The sequence below is a fragment of the Nocardia nepalensis genome (assembly GCF_048910785.1).
GTDB classification, from domain to species: Bacteria; Actinomycetota; Actinomycetes; order Mycobacteriales; family Mycobacteriaceae; genus Nocardia; species Nocardia nepalensis.
Genome location: NZ_JBKBET010000038.1, coordinates 586191 through 599075, shown reverse-complemented (window position 1 = coordinate 599075; position 12885 = coordinate 586191). Strand labels below are relative to the sequence as shown.

13 protein-coding genes are annotated in these 12885 nt (G+C 66.6%); 6 read left to right on the top strand and 7 right to left on the bottom strand.

Annotated elements, in window-relative coordinates:
- Positions 1–192: 192 nt before the first annotated feature.
- Entirely contained in the window at positions 193–1836 is a 1644-nt protein-coding gene (locus tag ACHQ4I_RS37340; RefSeq protein WP_420776592.1) for a GMC oxidoreductase, read from the top strand.
- On the opposite strand, the gene ACHQ4I_RS37335 is transcribed toward ACHQ4I_RS37340, so the two are convergent.
- From ACHQ4I_RS37335 to ACHQ4I_RS37325, 3 genes are read right to left on the bottom strand one after another with little or no spacing between them, the layout of a single operon-like run.
- The gene (locus ACHQ4I_RS37335) at positions 1817–2194 is read right to left on the bottom strand and encodes a VOC family protein (RefSeq protein ID WP_420776591.1); all 378 of its coding nucleotides are present in this window, start codon (positions 2192–2194) and stop codon (positions 1817–1819) included. The genes ACHQ4I_RS37340 and ACHQ4I_RS37335 overlap by 20 nt on opposite strands.
- 16 nt (positions 2195–2210) lie before the next feature.
- Positions 2211–3026, bottom strand: coding sequence for a MerR family transcriptional regulator (locus ACHQ4I_RS37330; protein WP_420776590.1), 816 nt, complete (start codon positions 3024–3026; stop codon positions 2211–2213).
- 46 nt (positions 3027–3072) lie between these two features.
- Positions 3073–3660, bottom strand: a complete 588-nt coding sequence (locus tag ACHQ4I_RS37325) for a hypothetical protein (RefSeq protein WP_420776589.1) — start codon at positions 3658–3660, stop codon at positions 3073–3075.
- A gap of 200 nt (positions 3661–3860) precedes the next feature.
- Here ACHQ4I_RS37325 and ACHQ4I_RS37320 point away from each other — a divergent pair, with 200 nt between their 5' ends.
- From ACHQ4I_RS37320 to ACHQ4I_RS37310, 3 genes are read left to right on the top strand one after another with little or no spacing between them, the layout of a single operon-like run.
- A complete protein-coding gene (locus tag ACHQ4I_RS37320; protein ID WP_420776588.1) occupies positions 3861–4193 on the top strand; it encodes a YbaB/EbfC family nucleoid-associated protein in 333 nt (110 codons plus the stop codon).
- A 13-nt stretch (positions 4194–4206) separates the two neighbouring features.
- Positions 4207–4815 carry a recombination mediator RecR gene (gene recR, locus ACHQ4I_RS37315; RefSeq protein WP_364358372.1) on the top strand — a complete coding sequence of 203 codons (609 nt, stop codon included), beginning with the start codon at positions 4207–4209 and terminating at the stop codon, positions 4813–4815.
- A 43-nt stretch (positions 4816–4858) separates the two neighbouring features.
- The gene (locus ACHQ4I_RS37310; RefSeq protein WP_420776587.1) at positions 4859–5482 is read left to right on the top strand and encodes a LysE family translocator; all 624 of its coding nucleotides are present in this window, start codon (positions 4859–4861) and stop codon (positions 5480–5482) included.
- 3 nt (positions 5483–5485) lie between these two features.
- Here the strand turns inward: ACHQ4I_RS37310 and ACHQ4I_RS37305 are convergent, their stop codons facing one another.
- Both ACHQ4I_RS37305 and ACHQ4I_RS37300 read right to left on the bottom strand, forming a co-directional pair.
- On the bottom strand, positions 5486–6130 hold the full coding sequence (locus tag ACHQ4I_RS37305) for a hypothetical protein (RefSeq protein WP_420776586.1): 645 nt from the start codon (positions 6128–6130) through the stop codon (positions 5486–5488).
- 55 nt (positions 6131–6185) lie between these two features.
- A complete protein-coding gene (locus tag ACHQ4I_RS37300; RefSeq protein ID WP_420776585.1) occupies positions 6186–6386 on the bottom strand; it encodes a hypothetical protein in 201 nt (66 codons plus the stop codon).
- 469 nt (positions 6387–6855) lie between these two features.
- Between ACHQ4I_RS37300 and ACHQ4I_RS37295 the strand changes: the two genes are divergently transcribed.
- A complete protein-coding gene (locus ACHQ4I_RS37295; protein ID WP_420776651.1) occupies positions 6856–9948 on the top strand; it encodes a circularly permuted type 2 ATP-grasp protein in 3093 nt (1030 codons plus the stop codon).
- Entirely contained in the window at positions 9945–10880 is a 936-nt protein-coding gene (locus tag ACHQ4I_RS37290) for a transglutaminase family protein (RefSeq protein WP_420776584.1), read from the top strand. Before ACHQ4I_RS37295 ends, ACHQ4I_RS37290 begins: the two co-directional genes overlap by 4 nt.
- 181 nt (positions 10881–11061) lie before the next feature.
- Here the strand turns inward: ACHQ4I_RS37290 and ACHQ4I_RS37285 are convergent, their stop codons facing one another.
- Positions 11062–11487, bottom strand: coding sequence for a hypothetical protein (locus ACHQ4I_RS37285; protein ID WP_420776583.1), 426 nt, complete (start codon positions 11485–11487; stop codon positions 11062–11064).
- 46 nt (positions 11488–11533) lie between these two features.
- On the bottom strand, positions 11534–12856 hold the full coding sequence (locus ACHQ4I_RS37280; RefSeq protein ID WP_420776582.1) for a DUF2637 domain-containing protein: 1323 nt from the start codon (positions 12854–12856) through the stop codon (positions 11534–11536).
- Positions 12857–12885: the final 29 nt, after the last annotated feature.

The window sequence follows — 12885 nt, the reverse complement described above, 5'->3', positions numbered from 1 at the left end:
TCAATGCATTCTCACCTCCCACTCCGATCTCCTCTCTATGATAGAGAGTCGCTATGAAAACGCGTCTCAATTGGTATGGCCCGGCTGCCATACCTCGACGACTCGCCCGCCGGTAACTGGGTTTTCGAACATTCACCATGAAGGACAGGCCGGAGGAGCGGGAGCGACGTTCAGATCAGGTCAGGGGGCACCATGGACAGGCGCGGTTTCGTCAAGGGCGCTGGCTTGGCCGCGACGACGCTGGGTCTTGCGGGTGGCGGCACGCTCGCGGCGGCCGCGTCTGCGGCATGGGCCGACGACTACAGCCTGAGCCCGAGAGCGCCGGTGTACCGGATGCTGGTGCCGGAGATCTTCGCGCCGCTGCCGGATCCGGCCGATCATGTGCCCGCGATCGTCATCGGATCCGGATTCGGTGGGGCGATCACCGCGCTGCGCCTGGCGCAGTCCGGGACCCAGGTCGCGGTGCTCGAGCGCGGGTCGCGCTGGCCGAATGATCCGTGGCGCGACATCTTCTCCGCCGATACGATTCCGGACGGCCGCGGCTTCTGGCATCGCACCACCTTCACCGGCGTGACCAAGATCCCGGTGCAATTCGATGCGTTCGGCGGGGTCCTCGACGTTTCCAGTTACCCGGGCATCGATGTGTGGCGCGGTGCGTGTGTGGGCGGTGGCTCGGTGGTGTTCACCGGGGTGATGATCGAGCCGGAGCAGCGGTTCTTCGACCATGTGTTCGGCGGTGTGGTCGACTACCGCGAGATGCGTGAGGTCTACTATCCCAGGGTCCGAAAGATGTTGCGGCTGAGCCCGATACCGAACGACATCTATGAATCCTGGGCATTCGCGCACTCGCGGGCCTGGGACGAGCAGGTCCGCGCGGCCGGGTATGCCTCGCAGCCCGTCGACAGCAGTTGGAATTGGAACGTCATCCGTGACGAGCTGGCCGGACGATCGCTGCCGTCGGCGACGATAGGGTGTTCGAACCTCGGCAATTCCAACGGCGCGAAGTTCGATCTGAACCAGAACTACCTGCGCTACGCCGAGGACACCGGCCGTACCCAGATTTATCCCGGTCATCGCGTGGACGCCATCGCGGAGGAACCGGGAGCGTCGGGTCGCTATGCCGTCACCGTCACCAAACTCGCCCCTACCGGCGAGGTGCTCCGTACCCGGACGCTGACCTGCGACATGCTGTTCCTCGCCGCGGGCTCCGTCGGCACCTCCGAGCTGCTGGTGCGCGCGCGGGCGACCGGCGCGCTGCCGAACCTGAACGAGCACATCGGCGAAGGCTGGGCCGGTAACGGCGATGTCGCCTTGGCGCGGCCGGCCAACTCGTTCAGCGTGGGAACCCAGGGCACGGCGTCCGCGAGCCGGATTCTGGACGAGTCGGCCGCACCCGTATCGCTGGAGAGCTGGTTCGTCCCCGGCGTGACGGCTCTCGATATCGGCATTCTCGGATCACTGGGCATGGTGCTCGACGACACCCGCGGCCGGTTCGTCTACAACCCGACCGACGGGCGCGTCGGCCTGCAGTGGCCGGACAACGGCGCTGCCGACTACCTCGCGCGAGCGCGGGAAGTCAACGACCGGGCGATCCCGAACGCCGTGCCCGGCAACCGACCCCCCTGGGAGGCGGACGCCTCGTTCACCCCACATCCGTTGGGCGGCGCGGTGATCGGACGCGCGACAGACCCCTACGGTCGGGTGCGTGGTTATCGAGGCCTGTATGTGATGGACGGGGCGGCTGTGCCCGGCAGCACCGGAACAGCGAACCCGTCGTTGACGATCAGCGCGCTGGCTGAGCGCAATGTCGAAGAGATCATTCGTTCTGCGGGTTAGTCGACGATCGGCTGGCCGCGATATCGAACAGGTTGCCCTCGGGATCGGCCAGCGTCACCCACTGCACGCCGTACTCGTCGAAATCGCCGATGTGCTTTGCCCCCAGGCTGATCGCGCGATCGATCTGCTCGCGCCAGTCCTCGGCCTTCAGATCCAGATGGATCACATTCTTGCCGGGCGTCTTGTCCGGCACCCGGATGAACATCAGCACCGGCGAAAGCCCTTCGGCCATCCCGACGGTGGCGAACTCCGGGCTCGCATTCGCGTCCAGCGGCCGATCCAGCAGCTCGGACCAGAAACCGGCCAGCGCCGCGGCGTCGGCGCAGTCGAAAGTGATGTGCCCGATCGTGAGTGTCATTGTGGTTCTTCCTCTTTCAGAGCCGACCGATGGGCCAGCAGACTTCGGTGCGGTAGGCGGCGGGGTCGTCGATTTCACCGGGGCCCAGGACGTACAGCTCCCGGACCGGTTCGGCCAGCGCGGTGTCGTGTTCGGCGACGTGGCTGCCGAGGGCGCCGTAGGTGCGGTCGAAATCATCGAATGGCCCGCAGTGCACGGCGATCGCGAAGCGGCGTGCGGGCAGTTCGATGATCGAGAGTTCATCCGGCAGAACGATTCTGGCGTCCGCCGGGATCGGAATGAAGGCTGCTACCGCACCTTCGTCGTTCTCGAAGAATTCCATCGAATAGGTGGCGCCGCCGACACCGGCGGGCGCGATATTCGTCGCGGCCAGCGTCTCGTGTAGCAGCGGATACGCGGCCGCGCACCATTCGCCGAGGCCGTCCCTGGTCACCGAATCGACGCGCGCGAGCGCCGAAAAGGCCGCGACCGAGCGGTATTCGACGGTGAGCGGCGCGGCCGGTGTGAGCAGCGACCGCAGCGATGCCACCACCGACTGCGTGCGCTGCAACTCCGCTTCCATGCGCTCGAGGTGCGCGCGCAATGCGGCATCCCGGGATTCGGTATCCGAGGCGGCCAGCACCGCCTTGATCTCGGGCAGCGGCATATCCAGCCCGCGCAGTCGCCGGATGAGATGGGCCTGCGCGACCTGATCGATCGAATAGCGCCGATACCCGGATCCCGCGTCGATCGCGACGGGCTCGAGCAGTTCGACCTCGTGGTAGTACCGCAGCGTTTTCACGCTGAGATAGGTCAGTCTGGCGAACTCCCCGATGGAGACTGTCGCTGTCATGTCTCCAGCGAACACCCTCCAGTACGGGGAGAGTCAAGGAATCGGGCTAGTAGGTCAGCGCGAAGGTCAGCAGCAGGGTGGTCTGGAAGTAGCCGCGCCACCAGGAGTAGCCGAACCAGACATTGGGCGTGACCTCGCGGATCTCGTCGTAGACCTGTGGGGTCGGGGACGGGGTGTAGTTCAACGCCCAGGTCGGCCCGCCATCCGAGAGGGCGGGTGCGCTGTAGACATCGGCCTTCCATGCCTCTATGCCCGCACCGGTGATTCGGTTCATCAGATAGCCGCCGTCGGGGCCGGTGTAGAAGGTCTTACCGATCCAAAGGGCCGGGGCCAGCGTCTCCATGATGGGCGGCCGAGTCACCCAGCCGTTGGTGACTCCCCGCGGTACATCGCCGCGCGGGGCGTCGCGGAAGATCGCGTCCTGCTGCACAGCGGTGCAGCGGAATCGGAGCGAATCCATGGTGGCGGCCGGGTCGTCGGGGTAGAGGACGCACCCCCCGCCATAGTCTGCGGCCGCTTCGACAACCTCGGAGTCGACAACATCGGAGTCGACGATGCCGGAATCGGCGGCGGCGGGACCCGCGGCCCCGAGGAACAGACTGGGAAATCCCAAGGAGAGCACCACGGTGCTCATGAAAAGAACTCGGTTTGCGCGCATTGCTGTCTCCAGAACTCACCACACCGGGTCCCCGACCCTGCATCGATCTTATGACGGTGCCTTGGCCGACATTTAGTCAAAAGTCGAACTGTTATCTGGCTGCTCGGGGCTGCGAACGTGCCTGTTGCCGTGCCCACTACGCTGGAGGACGACACTTTCCGCAGAGAGGACAAGCCGTGCAGCCCGGTGGTCAGTTCGATATGCAGCAGTTACTCGCCCAGGCGCAGCAGATGCAGCAGGCGGTGATGCAGGCGCAGGCCGAGATCGCGGCGACCGAGGTCGAGGGGCAGGCCGGTGGCGGCCTGGTCAAGGTCACGCTCAAGGCGACCGGTCAGATCGTCGCGCTGGTCATCGACCCGAAGATCGTCGATCCCGATGATGTCGAGGGCCTGCAGGATCTGGTGATCGGCGCGGTCAACGACGCCATGTCCAATGCGCAGCAGCTGGCCGCCGAACGGCTCGGTCCGCTGGCCGGTGGCGGATCGCTGCCGGGTCTGCCCGACTTCTGATCCGAGGACGTCTTTGTACGAGGGCCCGGTCCAGGATCTGATCGACGAGTTGGGCAAACTCCCCGGCGTCGGTCCGAAGAGCGCGCAGCGCATCGCATTTCATCTGCTCCAGGTGGAGCCGCCCGAAATCGACCGGCTGCAGGCCGCTTTGCAGAAGGTGCGCGACGGTGTGCAGTTCTGCATTGTCTGCGGCACGGTCTCGGATAACGAAATGTGCCGCATCTGTTCGGATCCGCGCCGCGACCGCACCATGATCTGCGTGGTCGAGGAACCGAAGGATGTGCAGGCCATCGAGCGCACCCGCGAATTCCGCGGCCGCTATCACGTGCTCGGCGGCGCGCTCGATCCGCTCAGCGGCATCGGACCCGACCAGCTGCGCATTCGAGAGTTGTTGGCGCGCATCGGCAATCAGGAGGACGGCGTCGATGTCAGCGAGGTGATCATCGCGACCGACCCGAATACCGAGGGTGAGGCGACGGCCACCTACCTGGTGCGGATGCTGCGCGATTTTCCCGGTCTGTCGGTGACGCGATTGGCTTCCGGCCTGCCGATGGGCGGCGATCTCGAGTTCGCCGACGAGCTCACCCTCGGCCGCGCGCTATCGGGTCGGCGCGCACTGTAAATCGGGGGTTGCGTCCGGCGGTACACGGGTTACTGTGTCGGGGATGAGCATCGAGTTCTTGCTGACCACGCTCGTCATCGTCGCCACACCCGGAACCGGCGTGCTGTTCACGCTGGCGGCCGGACTCTCCCGGGGGACAAGGGCCAGCGTTATCGCGGCCTTCGGCTGCACGCTCGGCATCATTCCGCACATGATCGCGGCCGTGACCGGACTGGCCGCACTGCTCAACGCGAGTGCCGTCGCCTTCCAGACGCTGAAGTACCTCGGTGTCGCCTACCTGCTGTACATGGCGTGGAATACGTTCCGGGACAAGGGCGCGCTGGCCGTGCCGGAGCAGGACACCGCAACGCGCGGTGCGCCGTCGGCGCGACAGGTCATCACCTCGGCGATCCTGCTCAATATCCTCAACCCCAAGCTGACGATCTTCTTCTTCGCGTTCCTGCCCCAGTTCGTGCCCACCAGTGCGCCGAATGCACTGGCGCGCATGCTCGAACTGAGCGGGCTGTTCATGCTCGCCACCTTCGTGGTGTTCGCCGTGTACGGCGCTTGCGCGGCCGCCGTGCGCAACCACGTGATATCGCGACCCGCGGTGGTCACGTGGATGCGCCGGATCTTCGGAGCGTCCTTCATCGCCCTCGCCGGTCGACTGGCCGTGCAGAATCAGTAACCGTCACACGGTGATTCGGCTCCACGGCAGGGTTTGCAGGCGGGTTCGGTCATCGATGGCCCAATCCCAGATCAGATCCGCGACGGTTTGCGGGTCGGTGACGGTGATGCCGAAGTGCTTGTCCGGGGCGCCATCTCGATATTCGACGGTGAACGTCCCGGACTTGTCGCGGTAGGTCTGGATGTAGACCTGTTCATCGCGCTCCACGACCAGATACGGATTCGGCGGGGTCAGCTCGAAAACCCACTGGTCGGCGAGTGCCTTCGTCACATACGGGAATTCACCCGCACCGCCGTGGGTGACCAGCGCGGGCACATGTCCGGCCGGGTCGATCAACCAGGCCAGCTGCGGATCGTAGACGGCGTAGTTCAATGGCGTCGCGAGCTCGAACAGCAGATGCCGGACGAAACCGATCGCGTAGTACGGGCACGGGACGAGCAGCACCGCACCGGTCGCCGCGCCGCCGACCGGAGTCGAGCTGAGGAAACCGTCCTGCTCGGGCAGCTCGTCATTGCGTCGGTTCAGCTCCGCCGCCATCGCCGCGACCTCGTCCGTCTCGGGTCTACCCTGCTGGGTGGCCAGATACGCGTCGACCTGCGCGATTGTCGTGGCGACACCGGACGGCAACAAGACGTGGTCGTAACTCACCAGCCCAGCGTACGGGGACGCGATCGCGGCAAGTCCGGCGCAGCCGGGTGCGGTTTCAGGCGACGCGCGTGATATCCGAGGTGCAGGCGCAGCCCCCGGCAAGGTCGGCGCAATCGACGACGAAGTCGTGCCGGGCGTGGTCGAAATCGATGCAGTCCGCATCGGTGCATTCGGTGGGACGGCCGAGGTGCACGATGAGGGTGCCGTGGCAGTGGTCGATGGCGGATTCGCAGGACAGACAGGTCGGCGCGCGCATATGACCTCCAGACGAGATCGGTTCGTCGATCGGTCATATCACCCATGCGCGCGGGGCGGTGGGAGGTCGGGGGCGTGTCGCGCGACGGCATCGGGTCGGCGGCACGGCTCGGGTCGCTCCGGGGTTACTACGTGCGAAGATGGCAGCACAGTCCACCGACATCGGCGCGCCGGGCATCCTCGATCCGCGCCGTGCGCGCACGGTGTGGGGACTGGTCAGCGATCGGTAAGGCGAGGTCGGACATGCGTCCGCGGCGCACTGGACAACGTCTGGCAGGGGAAGCGAGGTCGGCGCGGTGACTATGCGCGACGAAGCGCGCGGCTCGGGCGCCCGGGAATCCGGCGCGCAGGGCGAGTCGACGCCGCTGAACGCCGGACGATTCGACGTGCGCGAGCAGATCGCCGAACAGGTTGCCAGATACCGCGCCCAGGGCGCCGATAGCGCGGCCTATGACGAATGCGGTCGGCCGATGGGCGGCTACTACGACGAACTGATCGATCCCGACGGCGGCGTGCGGCATATGTGGTCGGAGCTCTCATCCGATTTCGTCGAATTGGGCACGAGCGGGCTCGGGCGGCTGGACAGCCGGGTGCGCCGGCTGATCGACGACGACGGCATCTACTACACCGAGGTCGGCGCGGCGGGCGAACCGGCCGTGCCGACGGCCTGGCGGCTCGATCCCATTCCGCTGCTGATCTCCGCGGACGACTGGACCCGGCTGGAGGCCGGGTTGGTGCAGCGTTCGCGGGTGCTCGACGAGGTGCTCACCGATATCTACGGCGCGCGCCGCACCATCACCACCGGCCTGCTGCCGCCGGAACTGGTATTCGGCAACAGGGGATATGTGCGTGCCGCGCACGGCATCACGATTCCCGGACGGCATCAGCTGTTCCTGCACGCCTGCGATCTGAGCCGGTGGAGCGACGGACAGTTCCGGGTGATCGCCGACTGGGCACAGGCGCCCTCGGGCGCGGGCTATGCGCTGGCCGACCGCCGGGTGGTGTCGACGGCGATTCCGGAGGCCTTCGAGCGCTCCAATCCGCGGCCGTTGGCGCCGTTCGCCAGGGCCATGCGATTGATGCTCATCGAATCCGCGCCGATGGCCGACGACAATGATCCGGTCGTGGTGGTGCTGAGCCCCGGTGTGCATTCCGAAACCTCCTTCGATCAGGCCTATCTCGCCTCGACGCTGGGTTTTCCGCTGGTGGAGAGCGCGGATCTGGTGGTGCGCGACGGTGCGCTGTGGATGCGCTCGCTCGGCACGTTGAAGCGGGTCGATGTGGTGCTGCGCCGGGTGGACGCCGAATTCTCCGATCCGCTCGACCTGCGGCCGGATTCGCGGCTCGGGGTGGTCGGGCTGGTGGAGGTGCTGCGCCGCGGTGCGGTGACGGTGGTGAATACGCTCGGCAGTGGGCTGCTGGAGAATCCGGCGCTGGCCGGATTCCTGCCGCGGATCTCGCGGGCCCTGCTCGGGGAGGAGTTGGCGCTCGAGAGTGCGCCGACGTATTGGGGCGGCCACGACAGCGAACGGTCGCATCTGATCGCCAATCTGGAACGGCTGATCATCCGTTCGGCGGTCGACGGCTCGACGCTGTTCGGGCCCGAGCTGTCGAGCGCGCAACGCGCCGAACTCGCCGCGCGGATCGAGGCCAGCGGCTGGCAGTGGGCCGGCCAGGAGCCCGCGCAGTTCTCGGTCGCACCCGCGGTCCAGGGGTATGGCGGCCTGGCCTCTGCGCCGATCGGCATGCGGCTGTTCTCGATGGCCCGGCGCGGCGGCTATACCGCGATGGAGGGCGGCCTCGGCCAGCTGCGGCAACGGCTGCGGCCCCAACGGGTGGTCATCAAGGTTGCCGCCAAGGACATTTGGGTCCGCGCGGCACCCACCGCCGTCGCCGCCATTACCGAACCCGCGCACGAGGAACTCGAACGCCGCGCCCCCGCACTCGAACCGGTCAGCTCGCCCCGCGTGCTCAACGACCTGTTCTGGATGGGCCGCTACGGCGAGCGCGCCGAAGCCGTTGTGCGCCTACTGATCGCGACCCACGCCCAATACCAGGACTACCGCTACCGCCCATGGCTGGAAGGCGCCGACGCCCTTCCCGCGCTCATGGCCGCCCTGGCCCACACCACCGGTACGTCGGCGCCGCTGAGCGTGCGGCCGGGCGGCGTGCACGGTGCCGGAGTTCTAGTCAAGGTCGAGCCGAGTTCTGAGGCGAGAGTCGCGAGTTCGGGTGCGGCGCAGTCACAAGCGCAGTCGCAGGCGGCGGGGCCCGGTCCCAGCGTTATGGCAACGGGTTCGCAAGCTCCCACATCGCAAACGCAGTCGCAGTCGGCGGCGCAGGGACCGAGTGCGTCCGAAGCGGCGTCGGGCTCGGTCGAGCCCGGTTCGGGAGCGAGTTCCGCTTCGCGGCAACCAGCTGCAGCCGAATCGGACGCAACCACAAGTGGGCCGGAGTCATCGAGTGCGTCGCAAGCGGCGCGGCCCTCGGGCTCTGCGGATTCAGTCGAGCCGGGACCGGAGACGAGTTCGGCTCCACGGCAATCACGTTCATCCGAATCCCGCCCCACGGCGCGCGGGCCGGAGTCGTCGCATGTGTCGCGATCGCCGGCGGCGGGGCCCCACCCCGGCCCTGGATCGGAATCCTCTGCGGACGGGCTCGAGAGCTCTGGTGCTGGAGCTTCGGTTGGACCGAATACTGATGCTGCCGAGGCGGATGCGCAGCAGGAATCCACTGGTGAGCGGGCCGTGGTGCCGGAGGTGGGGCGAGAAGGGCATGACTATCTGGTGGCCTTGACGGTTGATCGGGATATGCCGGGGTCGATGGCCTTCGCGATCAATCGGTACGGGTCGGCGGCGCGGGCGGTGCGGGATCAGTTGTCGGTGGATACCTGGATGATTCTGGGTGCGGTGGAACGGGCGCTGGCCGAATATCGGTTCACCGGAGACGATCAGGAGTCGGCGTTGTCGGCGGTGCATTCGCTGTCATTGGCCGCGCTGCTATCGCTGTCCGGAATCGGCGCCGAATCGCTGGTGCGCGATACCGGTTGGTACGTCATGGATATCGGCAAGCGCATCGAACGGGGGCTGTCGCTGACCGCGTTGCTGGCGGCCGCGCTGACGCAGTCCTATCCGGCGGCGGCCGAGCGTGTGGTGACCGAGACGGTGCTCGAGGCCACCGAGTCGTCGGTGAGTTACCGTCGGCGGCACCGGGATTCGGTGCGGGTATCGGCCGTCGCCGGCCTGCTGCTGTTCGATGCGAGCAACCCGCGCTCGCTCGCCTATCAGCTGGATCGGCTCGATGCCGACTTCCAGGCGCTGCCCGGCGCGTCGGGATCCTCGCGCCCGCAACGGTTGCTGGCCGACGCACAGCGCATGCTGCGCCGCGTCGATCCGGCCGATCTGGATGTCACCGACGCCGAGGGCCGGCGTACCGAACTGGCCGAGCTGCTGGAGGGTGTGCACTTGCGGTTGCGCAAGGTCTCCGACTCGTTCGAGACGACGAAACTGGCACTGCCGGTTGGTATTCAGCCGCTGTGGGGTAGTACGAGGGTCGTTGGATGATCGCGCACAACAATGCCGCCCGACGCTATCGGGTCGAGCACCGCACCATATACAAATATTCCGACGAGGTCACCAGCTCCTATGGTCGTGCGTATCTGACGCCGCGGGAGTTTCCGGGGCAGCGCCTGCTTTCGCATGAGATCCACATCGATCCGATGCCATCGGACCGATCGATCGGCACCGACGTGTACGGCAACACCACCTCGTATTTCCATGTCACGGCCGAACATACGAAGCTGGTGGTCACCGGTGAATCCATGGTCGAGGTGCAAGCACTGGACAGCACCGCGATAAGCGCGACCGGCAAGCCGTGGGAACAGGCGCGTCCGAGCACTGCCAACGGCCCACTGGCGGTCGAGTTCATCCTCGACCTGCATCCGCCCGAAATCACCCCCGAGATCTGCGCGTACGCCGCCGAATCCTTCACCCCCGGCAGGCCATTGCTGGCAGCGGTGACCGAACTCAATACCCGCATCCACGACGACTTCACCTACAAGTCGGGCTCGACGACCGTATCCACCAGGGTCGCCGATGTTTTCGCGGCCCGCGAGGGCGTATGCCAGGACTTCGCCAGAATCGGTGCCGCCTGTCTGCGCTCACACGGTCTGGCCGCGCGTTATGTATCCGGTTATCTGGCAACCGATCCGCCGCCCGGTAAGGAACGCCTGGTCGGCGCGGACGCGACGCACGCCTGGTCGGCGGTGTGGCTGCCCGGCGATACCGCGCACGACCGGACCGGTCACTGGATCGGCTTCGACCCGACCAACGACCAGTTCGCCGACGAACGGTACGTAACCGTCGCCTGGGGTCGCGATTACGCCGACGTGCCGCCGCTGCGTGGGATCATTTACACCGATGCCAAGGAGAGCTCCATCACCGTATCCGTCGACGTGGCACCGGTAGAGGTGCCGAGGCCGTCAAGCGGCGACTGATCATGGAACCCCGCGGGCGCCACCCTGGACCGTCCCCGAGTCGGCCGCGCCGGCTTCGACCGCATCATCGCCCTCTGGCACCCGTCCGCTGGTCCACGAACTCTGCGCCACCGCCGATTCCCGCTGACCGCGCGCACCGTGGGTGCGCGCGGTCCTGCGCCGCGCCGAGCGGATCGGGTGCCTAGCCCACGCCGTTGGTAATCATGTGCTCCGTTATGCCTTCCGGTGCCCATTGGTTCTGCGCCAGCGCCTCGTACACACAGATCAGCAGCAGAATCCGGGCCCGCTGTCCGGCCGTCAACTCGGTATCCATATAAGAATCCTGGGCTGCTCGCAGGCTGGTGCCGGATACTCGGCGCGGGCTGGGCTCGGACAGTAGCCAGAACAACTCCGGCCCGATCAAGATCGAGCGTCCGCCGGTTTCGGTGAACCACCGGGACGAGTATTCGATCATCAGCTCGGTGAATGTTTCACCGCTGCTGATCGATTCGGCGAACTGGTTCAACGCGCCCGATCGATCGATGCCGCTCTGGATCACCGACGCGAGACGACCCGCGATCTCCCGGAATTGATCTACGCCCTGGTCTTGCCAAACGCTAAAAGCCATTGTTCACTCCATCGACGTGTCCGAATGTGGCTGAAGCAGTTTCGAGTCAGAAGGGGTTGATCTTTGTCTGGCCGCTCAGGCCAGTGGTCGCGAACGTCGCAGTGATCCGCGGCGAGGTCGAGCGGCCGGTCTCAGGCAGTGCGCCGGCCAGTACCGGTTTCGGAAGGGCGGGCAGCGGATTCGTATTCTCCAGGATCGAGGGCATCAGCCTCGACGCGACGCGCTCGGATGACAGTGCGGAGTCCCAATCGTCCTCCGCCGCCGGAGCCCAATTCTCGTCCGCCGCCGGAGCCCAATCCTCCTCCGCCGCGGGGTCGAGATCGTCCTTCGCCGCGGGGTCGAGGTCATCCTTCGCCGCCGGGACGCGACGATCGTCCTTCGCCGCCGGGGCCCAATCCGCCTGCGGCGCTGGGCGGTGCACCTCCTGCGGCGCTGGGGCCCAATCTTCCTGCTTTGCCGGGGTGCGATTCTCCTGCGGCGCTGGGGTCCAAGCCGCCAGTGGCGCTGGTGTCCAATCCGTCGGTAGCGCTGGGGGCCAATCCGCCGGCACCGCCGGGGTCCAGTCCGCCTTTGCCACTGGGGTGCGATCCGCCTTTGCCGCTGGGGTGCGATCCGCCTTTGCCGCTGGGGTGCGATCCTCCTGTGTCGCTGAGGTGCGATCCGCCTGTGTCGCTGAGGTGGGATTCTCCTGCATTGCTGTGGCGTGATTCTCCCCTGTTGCTGGGGCCCAATCCGCCTGCGCCGCTGGGGCGCGATCCTCTTTTGCCGCTGGGGGGCGATTCTCCTGCGTTGCCGGTGCGTGAACCACCTGCGTTGCCGGGGTGTGAACCTCCCGCATTGCCGGGGCGCGGACCACCTGCGTTGCCGGTGCGCGTTCTGCGTTGACTGCGGGCTCGCGTCCTCGCCCGAACAGCATCAGGGTGAGATGCACCGCGAACAGCATCGTCAATGGCATACCCGCGTACAGCGACAAAGACACGGGGCTGCCCCCGATTTCGCGCGCGTACTCGATATTTCCGGCCACCGACACCAGGGTCCAGAAGACGAACAGCGCCGTGGCGTACCACCAGGCCGAACTTCGCCTCTTGAAGGTAGCGGTGGCGATGATCGAACCGATGACCAGTCCGTCGATGGCGATCGGCACATTCGCCGCGAGCGCCGGCGCCACCAGGTTTCGCACCGACAGGTCGTGCAACGCGGCAAACGACATCTCGAATGACGTGAGCGCGACGACGCCGGTGACGACTGCCGAAGCATGTAGTGGGCGCGGTCGCCATGCCCGTAGCCGGCTGACCAAGGACGTCCGACGATCCGCCGGTGCCGATTGTCCCTCGAGCAGTACCGATTCCGTTGATGTGATCGTCGCCATAGCAGAAGCGTATCGCGCATCACTCTGTA

Coding starts and splice junctions, on each gene's coding strand:
- ACHQ4I_RS37340 (WP_420776592.1), top strand. CDS start 193: ATGGACAGGCGCGGTTTCGTCAAGGGCGCTGGCTTGGCCGCGACGACG.
- ACHQ4I_RS37335 (WP_420776591.1), bottom strand. CDS start 2,194: ATGACACTCACGATCGGGCACATCACTTTCGACTGCGCCGACGCCGCG.
- ACHQ4I_RS37330 (WP_420776590.1), bottom strand. CDS start 3,026: ATGACAGCGACAGTCTCCATCGGGGAGTTCGCCAGACTGACCTATCTC.
- ACHQ4I_RS37325 (WP_420776589.1), bottom strand. CDS start 3,660: ATGAGCACCGTGGTGCTCTCCTTGGGATTTCCCAGTCTGTTCCTCGGG.
- ACHQ4I_RS37310 (WP_420776587.1), top strand. CDS start 4,859: ATGAGCATCGAGTTCTTGCTGACCACGCTCGTCATCGTCGCCACACCC.
- ACHQ4I_RS37300 (WP_420776585.1), bottom strand. CDS start 6,386: ATGCGCGCGCCGACCTGTCTGTCCTGCGAATCCGCCATCGACCACTGC.
- ACHQ4I_RS37295 (WP_420776651.1), top strand. CDS start 6,856: ATGGGCGGCTACTACGACGAACTGATCGATCCCGACGGCGGCGTGCGG.
- ACHQ4I_RS37290 (WP_420776584.1), top strand. CDS start 9,945: ATGATCGCGCACAACAATGCCGCCCGACGCTATCGGGTCGAGCACCGC.
- ACHQ4I_RS37285 (WP_420776583.1), bottom strand. CDS start 11,487: ATGGCTTTTAGCGTTTGGCAAGACCAGGGCGTAGATCAATTCCGGGAG.
- ACHQ4I_RS37280 (WP_420776582.1), bottom strand. CDS start 12,856: ATGGCGACGATCACATCAACGGAATCGGTACTGCTCGAGGGACAATCG.